Origin of the sequence: Silvimonas terrae (assembly GCF_014202765.1) — a bacterium.
Taxonomy (GTDB): domain Bacteria; phylum Pseudomonadota; class Gammaproteobacteria; order Burkholderiales; family Chitinibacteraceae; genus Silvimonas; species Silvimonas terrae.
Window position 1 is genome coordinate 51,738 of the sequence record NZ_JACHHN010000008.1, and the last position, 16,631, is coordinate 68,368.

At 57.7% G+C, this 16,631-nt stretch carries 18 protein-coding genes; 11 read left to right on the plus strand and 7 right to left on the minus strand.

What is annotated here, in order from left to right; translation table 11 throughout:
* Positions 1-52: 52 nt before the first annotated feature.
* The 4 genes from accC to aroQ form a co-directional block, all read right to left on the minus strand.
* Entirely contained in the window at positions 53-1,423 is a 1,371-nt protein-coding gene (gene accC, locus HNQ50_RS17175) for an acetyl-CoA carboxylase biotin carboxylase subunit (protein ID WP_184102436.1), read from the minus strand.
* The gene (locus HNQ50_RS22400) at positions 1,416-1,544 is read right to left on the minus strand and encodes a hypothetical protein (RefSeq protein ID WP_281386217.1); all 129 of its coding nucleotides are present in this window, start codon (positions 1,542-1,544) and stop codon (positions 1,416-1,418) included. Before HNQ50_RS22400 ends, accC begins: the two co-directional genes overlap by 8 nt.
* A gap of 79 nt (positions 1,545-1,623) precedes the next feature.
* Positions 1,624-2,085: an acetyl-CoA carboxylase biotin carboxyl carrier protein gene (gene accB / locus HNQ50_RS17180; protein ID WP_184102437.1), complete on the minus strand. Its 462-nt coding sequence runs from the start codon at positions 2,083-2,085 to the stop codon at positions 1,624-1,626.
* A 52-nt stretch (positions 2,086-2,137) separates the two neighbouring features.
* Positions 2,138-2,593, minus strand: a complete 456-nt coding sequence (aroQ, locus tag HNQ50_RS17185; RefSeq protein ID WP_221303236.1) for a type II 3-dehydroquinate dehydratase — start codon at positions 2,591-2,593, stop codon at positions 2,138-2,140.
* 207 nt (positions 2,594-2,800) lie between these two features.
* Here aroQ and queA point away from each other — a divergent pair, with 207 nt between their 5' ends.
* The 10 genes from queA (at position 2,801) to HNQ50_RS17235 (ending at position 12,244) form a co-directional block, all read left to right on the plus strand.
* Complete coding sequence (queA, locus tag HNQ50_RS17190) at positions 2,801-3,826, plus strand: tRNA preQ1(34) S-adenosylmethionine ribosyltransferase-isomerase QueA (protein WP_184102439.1); 1,026 nt, start codon at positions 2,801-2,803, stop codon at positions 3,824-3,826.
* Positions 3,827-3,941: 115 nt separating this feature from the next.
* Positions 3,942-5,087 (plus strand): tRNA guanosine(34) transglycosylase Tgt, encoded by a 1,146-nt coding sequence (tgt, locus tag HNQ50_RS17195; protein ID WP_184102440.1) that lies wholly within the window; start codon positions 3,942-3,944, stop codon positions 5,085-5,087.
* Between the two features lie 144 nt (positions 5,088-5,231).
* Entirely contained in the window at positions 5,232-5,573 is a 342-nt protein-coding gene (gene yajC / locus HNQ50_RS17200; RefSeq protein ID WP_184102441.1) for a preprotein translocase subunit YajC, read from the plus strand.
* Between the two features lie 58 nt (positions 5,574-5,631).
* Positions 5,632-7,458, plus strand: coding sequence for a protein translocase subunit SecD (gene secD, locus HNQ50_RS17205; protein ID WP_184102442.1), 1,827 nt, complete (start codon positions 5,632-5,634; stop codon positions 7,456-7,458).
* Positions 7,459-7,479: 21 nt separating this feature from the next.
* On the plus strand, positions 7,480-8,415 hold the full coding sequence (gene secF / locus HNQ50_RS17210) for a protein translocase subunit SecF (protein ID WP_184102597.1): 936 nt from the start codon (positions 7,480-7,482) through the stop codon (positions 8,413-8,415).
* 198 nt (positions 8,416-8,613) lie between these two features.
* Positions 8,614-9,249 carry a DedA family protein gene (locus HNQ50_RS17215; protein ID WP_184102443.1) on the plus strand — a complete coding sequence of 212 codons (636 nt, stop codon included), beginning with the start codon at positions 8,614-8,616 and terminating at the stop codon, positions 9,247-9,249.
* Positions 9,246-10,133 (plus strand): malonyl-ACP O-methyltransferase BioC, encoded by an 888-nt coding sequence (bioC, locus tag HNQ50_RS17220; RefSeq protein WP_184102444.1) that lies wholly within the window; start codon positions 9,246-9,248, stop codon positions 10,131-10,133. Before HNQ50_RS17215 ends, bioC begins: the two co-directional genes overlap by 4 nt.
* The gene (gene bioD / locus HNQ50_RS17225; protein ID WP_184102445.1) at positions 10,133-10,819 is read left to right on the plus strand and encodes a dethiobiotin synthase; all 687 of its coding nucleotides are present in this window, start codon (positions 10,133-10,135) and stop codon (positions 10,817-10,819) included. The genes bioC and bioD overlap by 1 nt, the downstream gene beginning before the upstream one ends.
* A gap of 60 nt (positions 10,820-10,879) precedes the next feature.
* The gene (locus tag HNQ50_RS17230; RefSeq protein WP_184102446.1) at positions 10,880-11,467 is read left to right on the plus strand and encodes an SCO family protein; all 588 of its coding nucleotides are present in this window, start codon (positions 10,880-10,882) and stop codon (positions 11,465-11,467) included.
* 6 nt (positions 11,468-11,473) lie between these two features.
* On the plus strand, positions 11,474-12,244 hold the full coding sequence (locus HNQ50_RS17235; protein WP_184102447.1) for a flagellar brake protein: 771 nt from the start codon (positions 11,474-11,476) through the stop codon (positions 12,242-12,244).
* An 81-nt stretch (positions 12,245-12,325) separates the two neighbouring features.
* Here HNQ50_RS17235 and adhP read toward each other — a convergent pair whose 3' ends face one another.
* Both adhP and HNQ50_RS17245 read right to left on the minus strand, forming a co-directional pair.
* Positions 12,326-13,348, minus strand: coding sequence for an alcohol dehydrogenase AdhP (gene adhP / locus HNQ50_RS17240; protein ID WP_184102448.1), 1,023 nt, complete (start codon positions 13,346-13,348; stop codon positions 12,326-12,328).
* 149 nt (positions 13,349-13,497) lie between these two features.
* Positions 13,498-14,466 carry an NAD-dependent epimerase/dehydratase family protein gene (locus HNQ50_RS17245; protein WP_246428770.1) on the minus strand — a complete coding sequence of 323 codons (969 nt, stop codon included), beginning with the start codon at positions 14,464-14,466 and terminating at the stop codon, positions 13,498-13,500.
* On the opposite strand from HNQ50_RS17245, the gene HNQ50_RS17250 reads away from it, so the two are divergent.
* Positions 14,459-15,493 (plus strand): CDP-6-deoxy-delta-3,4-glucoseen reductase, encoded by a 1,035-nt coding sequence (locus HNQ50_RS17250; protein WP_184102449.1) that lies wholly within the window; start codon positions 14,459-14,461, stop codon positions 15,491-15,493. The genes HNQ50_RS17245 and HNQ50_RS17250 overlap by 8 nt on opposite strands.
* Positions 15,494-15,622: 129 nt before the next feature.
* Here HNQ50_RS17250 and HNQ50_RS17255 read toward each other — a convergent pair whose 3' ends face one another.
* Positions 15,623-16,621 (minus strand): phytanoyl-CoA dioxygenase family protein, encoded by a 999-nt coding sequence (locus HNQ50_RS17255; RefSeq protein ID WP_184102450.1) that lies wholly within the window; start codon positions 16,619-16,621, stop codon positions 15,623-15,625.
* Between the last annotated feature and the right edge of the window lie 10 nt (positions 16,622-16,631).

A 16,631-nucleotide genomic window follows, 5' to 3' on the forward strand; every position in this document is an offset into this window, starting at 1 on the left:
AAACAAAAAACGGAGCCGAAGCTCCGTTTTTTGGGGGTCTATATCAGACCGGTCAACCCACCTGGTTTTCCAGCAAGGCGCGGATTTCCGGCATCTTGTGTTCCAGATAGTGAATGCTGGTGCCACCCTTGGCAAAGTTGGCATCGACCAACAACTGCTGATGCAGCGGAATGTTGGTGTTGATGCCCTGTACCACCATTTCCGACAGTGCAATGCGCATGCGGGCCATGGCCTGCTCACGCGTGTCACCGTAGGTGATGATCTTGCCGATCATGGAGTCGTAGTTCGGCGGTACAAAGTAGCCTTGATACACGTGCGAATCCACGCGCACGCCGGGCCCGCCCGGCGTATGCCAGGTGGTGATGCGGCCTGGGCTCGGTACAAACTTGAGCGGGTCTTCGGCATTGATACGGCACTCAATGGCGTGGCCCTTGAGCTTGATATCTTTTTGCGTGTAGTTGAGCTTGAGGCCGGCTGCCACGCGAATCTGTTCCTGCACGATGTCCACACCAGTGATCATTTCGGTCACCGGGTGTTCCACCTGCACGCGGGTGTTCATTTCAATGAAATAGAACTCGCCGTTTTCAAACAGGAATTCGAATGTACCAGCGCCACGGTAACCAATCTTGCGGCACGCATCGGCACACGCTTCACCGATCTTTTTGCGCTGGGCTTCGGTGATACCAGGCGCCGGCGCTTCTTCGATCACTTTCTGGTGGCGACGCTGCATGGAGCAATCGCGTTCGCCCAGATAGATGGCATTGCCGTGGGTGTCGGCCAGAATCTGGATTTCCACGTGACGCGGGTTTTCCAGAAACTTTTCCATGTACACGGTGGGGTTGCCGAAGGCCGCGCCTGCTTCGGACTTGGTCATTTCGACCGAGCGCAACAGTTCGTTTTCGTCATGCACCACGCGCATGCCACGACCACCACCGCCGCCAGCGGCCTTGATGATCACTGGATAGCCGATCTTGCGGGCAATCTTCATGACCTCGGTGTTGTCGTCCGGCAGGGCGCCATCAGAGCCGGGTACGCAAGGGACCTTGGCGGCCTTCATGGCGTTCTTGGCCGATACCTTGTCACCCATCAAACGGATGGATTCAGGCTTGGGGCCAATGAACACAAAGCCGGACTCTTCCACGCGCTGGGCAAAGTCGGCGTTTTCAGACAAAAAGCCGTAACCCGGGTGAATGGCTTGCGCTTCTGTGACCTCGGCAGCCGCAATCAGCGACGGCACATTCAGGTAACTCAGGGCGGACGGGTTCGGGCCGATACATACCGATTCATCGGCCAGCTTTACGTATTTGGCTTCGCGGTCGATCTCGGAATGGACGACCACGGTTTTGATGCCCATCTCGCGGCAGGCGCGCAAGATACGCAGAGCGATTTCACCGCGGTTAGCGATCAGAATCTTGTCAAACATGGGTGCCTCCCGCGGTAAAATCGCTCTTACGGCCTGCGGCCGCCGCGCAATCTGGCTTCGCCGCTGCGCAGCCTTGCGGCTGCTGGTCGCCGCGGTTGGCGATCAGAATCTTGTCAAACATGGCTCAACTCCGTGAGAAGTGAGAGATTTTGGTCGCAAACCGGCTCGTGGCCAGGTCAGCGACCGCACACCTCACAGAATTATCCAATGATGAACAGCGGTTCGCCGAATTCAACCGGCTGGCCGTTTTCAACCAGCACAGCCTTCACGGTGCCGCTGACTTCTGCTTCAATTTCGTTCAGAAGCTTCATGGCTTCAATGATGCACAGCGTGTCGCCGGCGTTCACTTGCTGGCCCACTTCGATGAAATTCTTGGCGCCCGGGCTCGGTGCACGATAGAACGTGCCAACCATTGGCGACTTGACCGGGGTGCCTTCCTGTACAGGGGCGGCAGCCGGTGCGGCATCGCCGGCAGCAGCAGCAGGTGCAGCGGCAGCAGCGGCCGGCAACTGGATTTGCGGCGCTTGAGCGAGGTAAGTCGGGGCAATTGCCTGATTAACACGGGTGATGCGAACTTTTTCTTCGCCTTCGGTCACTTCAAGTTCGGCAATGCCGGATTCCTCGACGAGATCGATCAGCTTTTTGAGTTTGCGCAAGTCCATTGATGGCAACCCTTCTTGAAATTAAATGGTGTCTGGAACGAAAGACGTCGCGCTACGACGTCTTGACGGTATGGGAGAGCGCGAACGTCAGGGCGTATTCATAACCCCTGGCGCCGAGCCCGCAGATCACGCCGACAGCGAGATCGGAAAAGTACGAGTGATGCCGAAACGATTCACGGGCGTGAACGTTGGAAAGATGCACTTCCACAAATGGCTTCTTGACGCCGGAAAGTGCGTCACGCAGCGCCACGCTGGTATGCGTGAACGCGGCGGGATTGATGACGATAAAGTCAGTGCCATCGTCCAGCGTTGCGTGAATGCGCTCGATCAACTCGAACTCGCGATTGGACTGGAATGTCTCGACCGTGGCACCGGCGAGGGTGCCTTGTTCAACTAAACGGGCATTGATGGTAGCCAGTGTATCGGCACCATAATGTTGCGGTTCGCGCACCCCGAGCAGATTGAGGTTGGGACCGTGCAGAACCAGTATCTTTCGGCCTTGCGTCATGGTCGCCCCGGATCGAGTGTTCCCTGTCATCGGCGGGAGTTTGCCGAGCTACATGGGTGTTGTCCAGCAAATTCGACGAAATTAGCCGCATTTTTGCGGTAAAACAGTTGTTTGAAAAGCGGTTTCAATGAAGCACGGCGCGGCTTGCGCCCGGTTGATGCTGATATAATCCCGTAACTTTATTACAGCGATGAATGAGTGTTTTTCATGCAGTTATCTGATTTTGACTATGACTTGCCCGAGCATCTGATCGCGCAATTCCCCCCACAAACGCGTGGCGGCAGCCGTTTGCTGCATGTAGACGGCATGACACGGGAAGATTGCACGTTCGCAGAACTTGGCCGTTTTTTGCGCTCGGGTGACGTGCTGGTGTTCAACGACACCAAGGTGATCAAGGCCCGCATGTTTGGCCAGAAAGAGAGTGGTGGCCAGATTGAGGCATTGATTGAACGGGTTCTGGATGCCCATCGCGCGCTGGCGCACGTGCGTTCTTCCAAATCGCCCAAGCCGGGCAGCACGCTGATCTTTAACGGCGGCTGGCGCGCGCGCATGGTCGAGCGGCAGGGAGATCTGTTCTTGCTGGAGTTCGAAGCAGATACGCCGGTGCTGGATATTCTGGATGCGGCTGGCCAGTTGCCGCTGCCGCCGTACATTACCCACGTGCCGGATGAAGAAGACGCCAAGCGTTATCAAACAGTCTATGCGCGTGATCCTGGTGCAGTGGCTGCGCCAACCGCCGGCCTGCATTTTACCGAGGCCGTACTGGAAGATTTGCGCGCCAAGGGCATCCAGACCGCGTTTCTCACGCTGCATGTGGGCGCGGGCACCTTCCAGCCGGTCCGCGTCGATAATATCGCTGAACATAAAATGCATTTTGAGCGTTATGTGATCGCCGACGAAACCGTGGCGCAACTCAAAGCGGCCAAAGCTGCTGGCGGGCGCATCATTGCGGTCGGGACCACTTCTTTGCGGGCACTGGAAGCGGCTAGCCAGCACGGCTTGCTGGCTCAACCGCAGGGGGACACCGATATCTTCATCACGCCAGGCTACGAGTTCAAAGTGGTTGACCGGCTGGTGACCAACTTTCACCTGCCCAAGTCCACGCTCCTGATGCTGGTGGCGGCGTTTGCCGGTTACGACGTCATGATGGATGCATACAAGCATGCGGTTGCCAACGAGTACCGCTTCTTCAGCTACGGCGATGCCATGCTGTTAGAGAAACAAACCCGGTAGAATCACGCCTTTCGGCAATGCCCGCAGACCGGTGAAATACCGCTTGTCTGGCGTTGTCCATTGTTCAACCCATCCGCGCTGGACTGTTTTCCGGTTGCGAAAGGTATCTAATAATATGTCGACTCCAAATCAGGCAGTGCCTGGCGGCCTGCAATTTGAACTGAAAACCACCAGCGGTGGCGCCCGTCGCGGTCAAGTCACCCTCAACCATGGCGTAGTGCAAACCCCCGTGTTCATGCCGGTGGGTACGTACGGTACGGTCAAGGCCATGACCCCGCGCGATCTCAATGAGATTTCGGCACAGATCATTCTGGGCAACACGTTCCACCTGTGGCTGCGCCCGGGCCTGGAGGTCGTGAACCAGTTTGGTGGCTTGCATGAGTTCATGGGCTGGGAGAAACCCATCCTGACCGATTCGGGTGGTTTCCAGGTGTTCAGCCTGGGTGACCTTAGAAAGATCACGGAGGAGGGCGTCAAATTCCAGAGCCCGGTCAATGGCGACAAGCTCTTTTTGACGCCAGAAGAATCCATGCGTATTCAGCGCGTGCTGAACTCCGACATCGTCATGATCTTTGATGAATGCACGCCGTACCCGGCTGACCACAAACAGGCCGCCGACTCCATGCGGCTTTCAGCCCGCTGGGCGCGCCGTTCGCGTAGCGAGTTTGACCGGCTGGAAAACCCCAATGCGCTGTTCGGGATTGTGCAGGGCGGCATGCATGAAGACCTGCGCATGGAGTCTTTGGGCGCACTGAACGATATCGGTTTTCATGGCATGGCCATTGGCGGCCTCTCTGTCGGTGAACCGCGTGAAGAGTTCTACCGTGTGCTGGCCTTTACCGCGCCGCATTTGCCGGTGGATAAACCACGCTATCTGATGGGCGTGGGCACACCGGAAGACCTGGTGTATGGCGTGTCGCAGGGCATTGATATGTTCGATTGCGTGATGCCGACCCGTAATGCGCGTAACGGTATGTTGTTTACGCGCTACGGTGATATCAAGATCAAGAACGCCAAACATCGACAGGACAAACGTCCTCTGGATGAAACCTGCGACTGCTACACTTGCCGCAATTTCAGCCGTGCCTATCTGCATCATTTGTTCCGGGCTGGCGAGATTCTGGCCGCACAACTCAATACCATCCACAACCTGCGCTATTACCAGATCCTGATGGCGGACATGCGTGCGGCCATTGAAGCGGATACGTTCCCCGCTTTTGTGGCGCAATTTCATGCCGGGCGGGCGCGCGGAACCGACTGAGCGCGGCTGTGTCCCATGTCGCTGCCAGATACAATCATTCTGGCAGCATTCCCGCCCAGACCGTCCGCTGTGGATTTCAAACAGGGTGCGGGCTAAAATGGGCGGCTTTACCATGTCTTACTCTAAAACGGAAAATCAACCGTCATGCTGCAACTGATTCCTTCTGCCTTCGCTGCCGATGCTGGCGCAGGCGCCGCCGGTGCTGCCGGTGGCCTGCTGTCCTTCCTGCCGATGGTTGTCATCTTTGTGCTGTTCTACTTCTTGTTGATGCGCCCGCAACAAAAGCGCGCCAAGGAACAGCAAGCCATGCTGCAGGCCGTGACCAAGGGTGATGAAATTGTCACCACGGGTGGTATCCTGGGTCGTGTGTCCAAAGCCACCGACACCTACCTGACCATTGAAGTGGCCGACGGTGTTGAAGTGCAAATCCAGCGTTCTGCCGTTGCGCAGCGCCTGGAAAAAGGCACCATCAAGAACAACAAATAAAATGTAACCCGAGAAGCGGCAGCTCACTGGCTGCCGCTTGTCATTACCGGCTCTGAACATGAACCGTTATCCGTTGTGGAAGTACCTGCTGATCATCGTCACCGTCGTGGTGGCGGTGCTTTACACCTTGCCGAACCTGTTTGGTGAAAGCCCGGCGGTGCAGATTTCCAGCGCACGCGCTACCGTCAAGGTGGACCCTGCCTTGCAAGAGCGCGTGGTGGATATCGCCACCAAAGCCGGTTTTGCGCCGGACGCCGTGCTGACTGATGAAAACTCGGTCAAGCTGCGCTTCAAGGACACCGATACCCAGCTCAAGGTCAAGGACGCTGTCCAGACCGCCTTGGGTGATGATTACTCTGTCGCGCTGAACCTGGTGCCGCAAACCCCGGCCTGGCTGGTTCGCCTTGGTGGCAAACCCATGGCCTTGGGTCTGGACTTGCGCGGTGGCGTTCACTTCTTGCTGGAAGTGGACATGGACGCCGCAGTGTCCAAGTCGCTGGACAAAACGGCGGGTGAAGTGCGCCGCCAATTGCGCGACAAGGCCATTCGCTATGGCAAGATTGATCGTCAGCGTGACAGCGTGGTGGTGCAACTGCGTGATGCCCAGACGGTGGATGATGCCGCCAACGCGCTGCGCAAGGGCTTCCCCAACCTGGCAGTCACGCCAAGCAAAGACGCCAACAATTACAGCGTGTCCCTGACGTTCACACCGGCGTCGCTGGCGCAGTTGAAGTCTGATGCTGTCAAACAGAACGTCACCACACTGCATAACCGGGTGAACGAGCTGGGCGTGGCCGAACCTGTGATCCAGCAGCAAGGCGAAGGCCGCATTGTGGTGGAACTGCCAGGTGTGCAGGATACGTCTAAAGCCAAGGACATTCTGGGCCGCACCGCGACCCTGGAAGTGCGTCTGGTGGATGACGACCAGTCTCATATCCAGGCTGCGCTGGCAGGTAACCCGCCAGACGACACCGTGCTGATGAGTGACCGTGGCCGTAATGGTCAGTCCTCGCCGATTCTGGTGCGCAAGGATGTGGAGCTGACTGGCGACAACATCAACGACGCGCAACCGGCATTTGATGAGCAAGGTCAACCGGCCGTGTCGATCACGCTGGATTCCCCGGGCGCCACCATTTTCCGCCAACTCACCCATGATAACGTCAACAAGCGCATGGCCATGATCCTGGTGGAAAAAGGCAAGGGCGAAGTGGTGACTGCACCGGTCATCCGTGGCGAAATCGGTGGTGGCCGTGTGCAGATTTCTGGTGCCATGACTCCCGATCAAGCACGTGATACTGCGCTGCTGCTGCGTGCCGGTTCGCTGGCTGCACCAATGAACATCGTGGAAGAACGCACCGTTGGTCCAAGCCTGGGTAAAGAAAACATTGAGCGCGGTTTTGAGTCGACCATGTATGGTTTCCTCGCCATCGCCGTGTTCATGATGATCTATTACCGCGTGTTCGGCGTGTCCTCCGCGATTGCGCTGATTGCCAACCTGATGTTCTTGCTGGCCTTGTTGTCCATGCTGGGTGTCACGCTGACTTTGCCGGGTATCGCCGCTATTGCGCTGACACTGGGCATGGCGATTGACTCCAACGTGCTGATCAACGAGCGCGTGCGGGAAGAACTGCGCAACGGGATGACGCCGCACATGTCTATCCAGAATGGTTATGCACACGCATTTGCCACGATTCTGGATTCCAACGTGACCACGCTGATTGCCGGTCTGGCCTTGCTGATCTTTGGTTCAGGTGCGATTCGCGGCTTTGCCTGGGTGCATTGCATCGGGATCATCACCTCCATGTACAGCGCTGTGTTTGTTTCGCGCGGTCTGATCAATCTGTTCTACGGCTATCGTCGCCGCTTGTCTTCGCTGGCTGTGTAAGGGCGGAGGGGTAAAAAAATGATTGAATTTTTTCATGTAAAGCGCGACATCCCGTTCATGAGCTACGGGAAGATCACCACCGCGATTTCGCTGGTGACCTTTCTGCTGGCCGTGTTTTTCCTGGTCCACAAGGGTCTGAATCTGGGTGTGGAGTTCACCGGCGGTACGGTGGTGGAACTCCAGTACAGCCAGTCGGTCGACCTCAACCAGGTGCGAACCAAGGTTGACGCGCTGAAGTATGGCGATGCCCAGGTGCAGGCATTGGGTACTACGCGGGACATCATGGTGCGTCTGCCCAACATCAAGGGTAAAACGTCCGCCCAGTTGTCCAACGACGTGCTCGATACCCTCAAGCAAGAACGTCCGGATGTGCAAATCCGCAAGGTCGAGTTCATTGGCCCGTCGGTGGGTGATGAACTGGTCTCGCATGGTCTGACCGCGATTACCCTCGTGTGTCTGGGCATCATCGTGTACCTGTCGGTGCGCTTTGAATGGCGCTTTGCGGTGTCAGCGATCATTGCCAACATGCACGACGTGATCATCATTCTGGGGTTCTTTGCGTTCTTCCAGTGGGAATTCACCCTGACCGTGCTGGCAGCGGTGCTGGCCGTGCTGGGCTATTCGGTGAACGAATCGGTGGTGGTGTTTGACCGGATTCGTGAGAACTTCCGCAAGCCCAACATGCGTGGCCGCGACGTACCGCAGATCATCGACAACGCCATTACCGCTACCATGAGCCGGACCATCATCACCCACGGTTCGACCGAAGTGATGGTGCTGTCCATGCTGATCTTTGGTGGCGCAGCGCTGCACGGTTTTGCGACCGCGCTGACCATTGGTATCTTGTTTGGTATCTATTCTTCCGTGCTGGTGGCTTCGCCGCTGCTGCTGATGTTTGGTGTCACGCGTGAGAACATGATCAAGCCCGTGAAGGTCAAGCAAGAAGCCGTGGTTTAAGTGGTCACTAAGTATTCATAAAGGTTTTACCGGTACGATTCATGCTTGTGCCGGTATGCCGTCTCATCTCAACGCCGGCGTACTGCGCCGGCGTTGTCATTTTTTTTCTAGAAAATATTGAACAACTCCGGGTTTATTCCGTACCATCCGTGCGGATAACGCCGCGTCCTTTCCAACCAGACAAGGGTTCCTTGCCTCATGGACTTCAATCCGATCCAGATTTTCCTGCACCTGGACGTGTACCTCCAGCAACTGGCACAGTCGTATGGCACGGGCATTTACGCCCTGCTGTTTGCTGTGGTGTTTTGTGAAACCGGTCTTGTGGTGTTTCCGTTCTTGCCCGGTGATTCACTGCTGTTTGTCGGCGGTACAGTGGCAGCGCTGGGCAATATGGACCCCTATGTATTGGCCGCTACCTTGATGATTGCAGCCATTCTGGGGGACAGCACCAATTATCTGATTGGCCGGACGGTGGGCGAGAAGCTGTTCAACAATGCAGATTCAAAAATCTTCCGCCGGGACTACCTGTTGCGTACGCACGCGTTTTACGATCGTCATGGTGGCAAAACCGTGACGCTGGCGCGCTTTGTACCCATCGTGCGGACCTTTGCACCGTTTGTTGCGGGCGTCGGCAAGATGCCTTACCTGCGTTTCCTGGCATTCAGCGTGGCCGGTACGCTGGTATGGGTGGGTGGGCTGGTGGCCTTGGGCTACTTCTTTGGCAACATTCCTTTTATCAAGAAAAACCTGTCGGTGATGGTGATTGGCATCGTGTTCCTCTCGGTGCTGCCCGTCATGATCAGTGCATTGAAGGCGAGACTGAGCAAGGCATGAGCGAAGCGTTTTACACGGACAAGGCCGCCGTCAGGGCGGCATTCGACAAGGCCGCCAACACCTACGACGCCGCAGCGGTCTTGCAGCGTGAAGTCGTACAGCGCATGGCCGAGCGGCTAGAGTTCATCCGCATCAAACCAGAGCGCGTGCTGGATGCGGGAAGTGGCACCGGTTTCGGCTGTCCGGTGTTGCGTGAGCGTTACCCGGAAAGCCGGCTGATTGAACTGGATCTGGCCCCATCCATGCTGCGCGTGGCCCGCGACGGTCGCGCTGGTGGCCTGCGTGCCTTGTTTGACCGGCGTAAACCTGTACAAGTCTGCGGTGATCTTGAAGCGTTGCCGCTGGCCAGCAATTCGGTTGACCTGATCTGGTCCAGCCTGGCGCTGCAGTGGTGCAATGAGCCTGATACCGCTTTTGCCGAGATGCTGCGGGTACTCAAACCGGGCGGCCTGTTGATGTTCTCCACGTTGGGCCCCGATACGCTGCGGGAGTTGCGCAGCGCGTTTGCCAAAGTCGATGGCTACACGCACGTGAACCAGTTCATCGACATGCATGATCTGGGTGATGCCCTCGTCAACAATGGTTTTGCCACGCCGGTCATGGATATGGAACACATCACCTTGACCTATCCGGAACTCAAACCCATTCTGGCTGATCTTAAGGCTATTGGTGCGCGCAATGCGACGCAGGGTCGCCGCGACGGCATGATGGGCAAGACGGCCTGGCGACAAGTGACCGAGGCTTATGAAGCATTTCGCCGTGATGGCGATCTGCCGGCCACCTATGAAGTGGTTTACGGCCACGCCTGGAAGCCGGATACCGCACCAGCCAGGAAACTGGCTGATGGCAGTCAGGTCATCGAATTCCGGTCGCGGGGACGCTGATGGCCGGTTTCTTTGTAACAGGAACGGATACCGAAGTCGGTAAAACCGTGGCCACCTGCCAACTGTTGCGGGCCTTTGCTGCCCATGGTCTTAAAACGGTTGGAATGAAGCCCGTGGCGTCAGGTTGTGAGTGGCGCGCAGGTCAGAATGGGCAGCAGGAAGTCTGGAATGCTGACGTTGCCGGGCATGCCGCAGCTTCCTCGCTCAAGGCTGATCCTGCACTCGTCAATCCTTACCACTTCATGCCGCCGATTGCCCCGCACCTGGCCGCCCGAGAGGTGGGGGTAACGGTGTCGCTGACGCATATCGCGGCATGCCATGCGCAACTGCAACAGCAAGCGGATGTGGTGCTGGTGGAAGGCGCAGGTGGCTGGCTGGCCCCACTCAATGATCAGGCATTTATGGCCGATCTGGCGGTGACGCTGGGTTTGCCGGTGATCCTGGTCGTGGGGATGCGGTTGGGGTGTATTAATCATGCGCTGCTCACCGCACAGGCCATACGCGCGCGCGGGTTGATCCTGGCCGGCTGGGTGGCCAACCGGGTGGATCCGGCCATGGCCCGCTATGAAGACAATCTGGCTACGCTGCAATCTACCCTGAATGCCCCCCTGATCGGGCAGATTGCCCATCACCCAGAGGCGGAAAAAGGCAGCCTGCCGGCCGAGGCTGTTGCTTTTCTAGTCTGAATACTTGTGTCAGGGTTGCGGCTGGCGCAAACTGGCGAACTAAACCGACCGGATCAATCCATGAACCTGTTTGTGAAGCGGCTGATGCCGTGGCTATGTGTCATTTTGCTGGCGGTACTGACTACCGGATGTTCTAAAGTGGCCTTTGAAGGTACCGATATAACGGGTGCCAACTTTGGCGGTGACTTCACCCTGGTCGATCATCATGGCAAAGCGCGACGCCTGGCGGATTTTCAAGGCAAAGTCGTTGCATTGTTCTTTGGCTACACACATTGTCCGGATGTTTGTCCGGTGACCATGGCAGAATACGCGGCCGTCATGAAAAGTCTGGGTGACAGGGCCAAAGACGTGCAAGTGTTGTTCGTCTCGCTGGACCCGGAACGCGATACGCCCGCCTTGTTGTCGCAATATGTGCCTGCGTTCAACCCGACCTTTGTCGGCCTGACCGGCACGCCACAACAGGTGGATGCGGTGGCCAAACAGTACAAAGTGATTTACCAGAAGCAGGGCACGGGTGCCAACTACACACTCGATCATAGTGCCGGCAGTTATCTGCTGGACCGGAAAGGGCGCCTGCGAGTGCTGGAAAATTACGGTGCCGCACCCACTGTGCTGACGAAAGACATCAATACCCTGATTGAGGAATAAGCTTGCATGAGCGAGCCTGAGAACACCCAGGAACGGCAAGCGCCCATCACCGATGGTGAGGACGTTGCGCAGTACCTGTTGACCAACCCGCTGGAAATCGGTGCGATTTTGCGCCAGTTGGTGCAGCGCGGCGACTTTGTGACCGTCTATTTTTCGCACGGCCAGAAGCTGATGCTATCCCGGATTCTGGCTGTGGATGTCCCCAAGCGCGAAATCGTGCTTGACGTGGGTGGTCATGAGCCCACCAACGAAGCGCTGTCGCAATCCGACCGCAATGTGGTGGTGGCCTTGCCCGACGGCGTAAAAATCCAGTTTGTGATCGGCCGTCCCAAACTGATCAAGTTTGAAGGTTCGCCAGCGTTTACGGTGCCCTTTCCCTCTGATTTGATCAAACTGCAGCGACGCGAGTTTTTCCGTATCGAAACCCCACTGGTCCGACCGTGGCTGTGCAGCACCACGCTGGCAGACCGCCAGCGCGCCACACTGGAAATCCACGACATCTCGCTGGGTGGGGTAGGGTTGTGGGCGTCGCCAGCCCAGGCTGCGCAGTTGCAGGCGGGTGAACAACTGGCCAAGACCGAACTGGAACTGGGGCAGTGGGGTACCATGCCGGTCGCATTGGAAGTGCGCTCCCGCCGGGTGATGACGAACCGGACCGGGCAGGAAGTGCATCACATCGGCTGTCGTTTTTTGAATCTGACCCGGCAAGCCGAGGCCACGCTGCAAAAGCTGCTGGCGCAACTGGAGCGCGAACGCAAATCGCTGGTTGGGCGCTGACCCGCCCGGTTTTCGCGCGCCTCCACCAAAAAAACAAAAAGCCCCGGTAGGGGCTTTTTTGTTGGGGGGGGCAGGGCGACCTCAGAACTCCAGGACCACCCGACCCAGCAGCTCACCTGCCAGCATTTTGTCGAAGATACTGTTGATGTCGTCCAGCCTGGCTTTGCTGTAATGCACCTTGATCTTGCCATCCGCGGCAAACTGCAAAGACTCACGCAAGTCTTCCCGGGTGCCGACAATGGAGCCGCGCACGGTAATGCGCTTGAGCACGACGTCAAAGATCGGGGTTTCAAACGTGCCCGGTGGCAAACCGACCAGCGAAATCGTACCGCCACGGCGCAACAGATCAATCCCTTGCTTGAAGGCTGCAGGCGATACCGCAGTCACCAGTGCACCATGAACACCACCCGTATCTTTCTGCACCTTGGCGACCATATCTTTGTCGGCATAGTCGTAGGCCAGATCGGCACCCAGTTCTTTGGCCAGCGCGAGCTTTTCCGCGCCGTGGTCAATGGCAACCACCTTGAAACCCATCGCCTTGGCATATTGCACCGCCACGTGGCCCAATCCGCCAATGCCGGAAATGGCGACCCAGTCGCCGGGCTTGGCGTCTGTTTCTTTCAGCCCTTTGTAGGTGGTCACACCCGCGCACAGGATCGGCGCGACGTCCAGTGGGTCAAGGCCTTTGGGGATCTGGGCCACATAGTCAGCCGGGGCCAGCATGTATTCGGCAAAACCACCATTCACGGAATACCCCGTGTTGGTCTGGGTTTCGCACAGGGTTTCCCAACCGGTAACGCAATAGGTGCAGCAACCGCAGGCTTCATGCAGCCAGGGTGAACCGACAATGTCGCCTTTCTTGATGCGGGTAACGCCGGGGCCGACTTCCACCACTTCCCCTACGCCTTCGTGGCCGGGAATGAACGGTGGGGTGGGCTTGACCGGCCAGTCGCCGTGGGCGGCATGCAAATCGGTATGGCATACGCCGCAGGCGATCACACGGATCAAAACCTGACCAGGACCGGGGGAGGGGATTTCTACTTGGGTGATTTCAAGTGGTTTCTGGAATTCGCGAACCACTGCTGCACGTGCGGAGACTGACATTGCTGACTCCTTGCCTTGATGGTGGAAGGAACAAGGCCGGTACCGGGTTTGGTGCCGACTGTATCTGAGCAGGTTAAGTCTTTCTTCTCAAGGTTCTGTTGACCTGAAGCAATTTTTTTGGCGTTGCTTGGGAGTTTTGTAAATATGAATCAAAAAGAAGAGGCGAAAAAACTGGCAGTGGTGGGCCAGCGCAGACGAACCCGCAATTCTTGCTTGAGCCGGGTATTGCGCAAGCGTCTGGATTCGCCCAGATAGGACAGTATTGCCGGAGAAAGTTTCACTTGTGCCTGTTCGCGCGTGATGCGGGGCGGACGGGGCAGGTGGCAGGCATCGGCCACTTCATCAAACCAGTCGCCCATGCGGGAGGGCGCGTCATCCACCACGTTGTAGGTGCGCAAAGGCCGGCCACGGAACAGGGCGATGCCAATGGCGCGGGCCAGATCATCGGCATGGATATGGTTGGACCAGCTGTCTTCTTCCTGGTGCAAGACCGGGTCTCCCCGGCTGATGCGTTCGGTTGGCAGGCGGCCGGCAGCATAAATACCCGGCGCACGCAAAATAGCGAGCGGTCGTTGCGTACGCCGCGCCCAGCCCCGTAGTTGCTGTTCTGCGCTGGCGCGCCGGCGGGCTCTGGCGCTGTCTGGCCGGGCACCGCTGCTTTCATCCAGCCACTGGCCGGCCGCATTGCCGTACACGCCGGTCGTGCTAATGTAGACGGCGGGTCGGGGTGGGTATGTTAGAATTGATGCCCTGTTGCTTCGGGGGGGCCGTTTTTGCAACGCGTTCAGCAACTTGCGCGTGCGCGAATCGACCTCACCTGATGCATCTGGCGGTACGCTGTGAATCAGTGCTGCACCCAGGCCAGCCAGGCGGGTCAGGGTGGCAGGATGATCCAGATCCGCCAGAACGGGCACCGCGCCCAGCGCGCGCAGGCGATCGGCCACTTCAGGTCGCCGACACAGTACAAATACCCTGAAACGTTGTAACAGCCATGGCAAGGCGCGCGTCACCACGTCGCCGCAGCCGGCAATCAGCAGCCGCGGTTTAATCCGCTGACGCGAACGATTCTTGTTAATTGGCAACACTTGATTGATCTGGAAAGATTTGACGATGTCCAAGCAACTTACCATTCTGCCTTCCGGCCAGCAAATCAGCATGCAAGAAGGGCAGACCATTCTGGATGCCGCCATTGGCGCGGGCTTTAGCATGCCGTACGGCTGCAAGAACGGCGCCTGCGGTGCCTGCAAGGGCCAGGTGGTCAATGGTCAGGTGAGCTACCCGGACGGTTATGCTGAATCTGCTTTGCCGCATATGGAGCGTGAGCGTGGTTTGGCGTTGTATTGCTGTGCCGTGCCAGAGGGCGATATCACGGTGGAATGCCGTGAGGTGAGCGCCACCAAGGATATCCAGATCAAGACGCTACCCTGCCGCGTGCAAAAGATCGAAAAAGTCTCGCACGATGTGGCGGTGTTGTCCTTCAAACTGCCGACGACAGAGCGCATGCAGTTTCTGGCAGGCCAGTATATTGACCTGCACACCAAAGGCGGCAAGAAGCGAAGCTTCAGCATTGCCAACGCCCCGCATGATGATGAATACCTGCAATTGCACATCCGCTGCATGCCCGGTGGCGAGTTTGCCAACTATGTCTGGAACGAGATGAAAGAGCGCGAAATCATGCGCTTTACCGGTCCGCTGGGTTCATTCTTCCTGCGTGAAGACAGCAACAAGCCGATTATCTTTGTCGCGACCGGCACGGGTTTTGCACCGATCAAGGGCATTCTGGAGCATGCCTTCAACAAGGGCATCGACCGGCAGATGGTGTTGTACTGGGGGGCACGTAGCCTGCGTGATCTGTACATGCCAGAACTGCCAGAGCAGTGGGCCAAGGATCACCCCAACTTCAAGTACATTCCGGTGTTGTCTGAGCCGGCGCCGGAAGACAACTGGACTGGCCGCACAGGCTTTGTGCATGAAACCGTGATGGATGACTTTGGCACCATGGCGGCATGGCAGGTGTACGCCTGCGGCGCGCCGGTGATGGTCGAGGCCGCATACAAAAACTTTGTGGCGCGCGGTCTGCCAGAAGATGAGTTCTTTTCTGATGCCTTCTTTAGCTCCAAAGATACGACCAAGCCGGCTGTCTGATCACGCGTGCCAGCCCGCCAACAAAAAAGCCACCGCAGCAGGTGGCTTTTTTGTTGGCGGGTTCATGAAAAAAAGCCCCGCAAGATAAGCAGGGCCGAAGGGCAAATCAGTGTTGAAAGTCGGCCATATTCAGCCGGGCAGGGCGGCAGGGTCTACTGCCAGAAGGTCGTCAGACCAGCGGCGCAGGCCAAGCACTTTCTCGCCCAGTGGGCTGAGTGCGGCACGCGGATAACGGGTTTGCTCCCAGTTGCGTGGATCACCCGGAAAGGCGTACCCGCGCGCTGGTTCGCGCCGATACCAACTCCCTACACGCCAGTCCCGCAGTTCGGTGTTGGCTTCATCGGCCGGGGTGAACGAGATGTACTGGGCCAGCCGTACCTTGTTGGTCGAAGTATTGGGCCGGATGCCATGGGCCAGCAGGCTGTTGAAGATCAGCAAGTCGCCGGCCTGCATCGGGATGAACTGTACTGGCCATGGCACGCTGGCCAGATCGGGCTGCCACGGGTTGCGGTCTGCCGGGGCGGTTTTGCGCCATTCGGCAAACTGCTCAAACAATTGGGGAATGCACTGGAAGCCACCGCCTTCTTCGGTGGTATCCGACAAGGCCAGCACGCCTTGTACGTTGACCGGCAACGGGTTCAGCGTGGTATCGGCATCCCAGTGGATAAAGCCGCCGAACTTGCGCGCGCCCTGGTTGGGCGGGTTCAGGTTGGCGCGGTCAATAGTTACCCACAGGTCTTCCCGGTCCCAGATATCAACAAATGCGTTGTAGATGCGCTCGGACTGGCGGTTATCCCACATCGTCTGGTTCTGGTAGGCCTCCACCATGCCGGAGCCGTTGAGTTCTTTCATCTCATGGTCGCGCAGTTGCGGCTTGGTCCAGTTGGCGGGGTCTTGCGGGGTCAGTTCCTGGAATTCCCACAGAAAGTCTGTCGTGCGCTTGACCGCCTCCGTCGGGACGGCGTTCTTGATGATCACGTAGCCATAACGTTGCCAGTGGGCAAAATCGGCTTCCGACAATACGCGCAGCGGCAGCGCTTTTTTCAGATCACGCAACTGCACTTGATCCAGATAGGCAACAGAGGGGTTACCGGGGCGGTTGTCGCCATATTGGTAGCGATCGTTCATGGTGTACTCC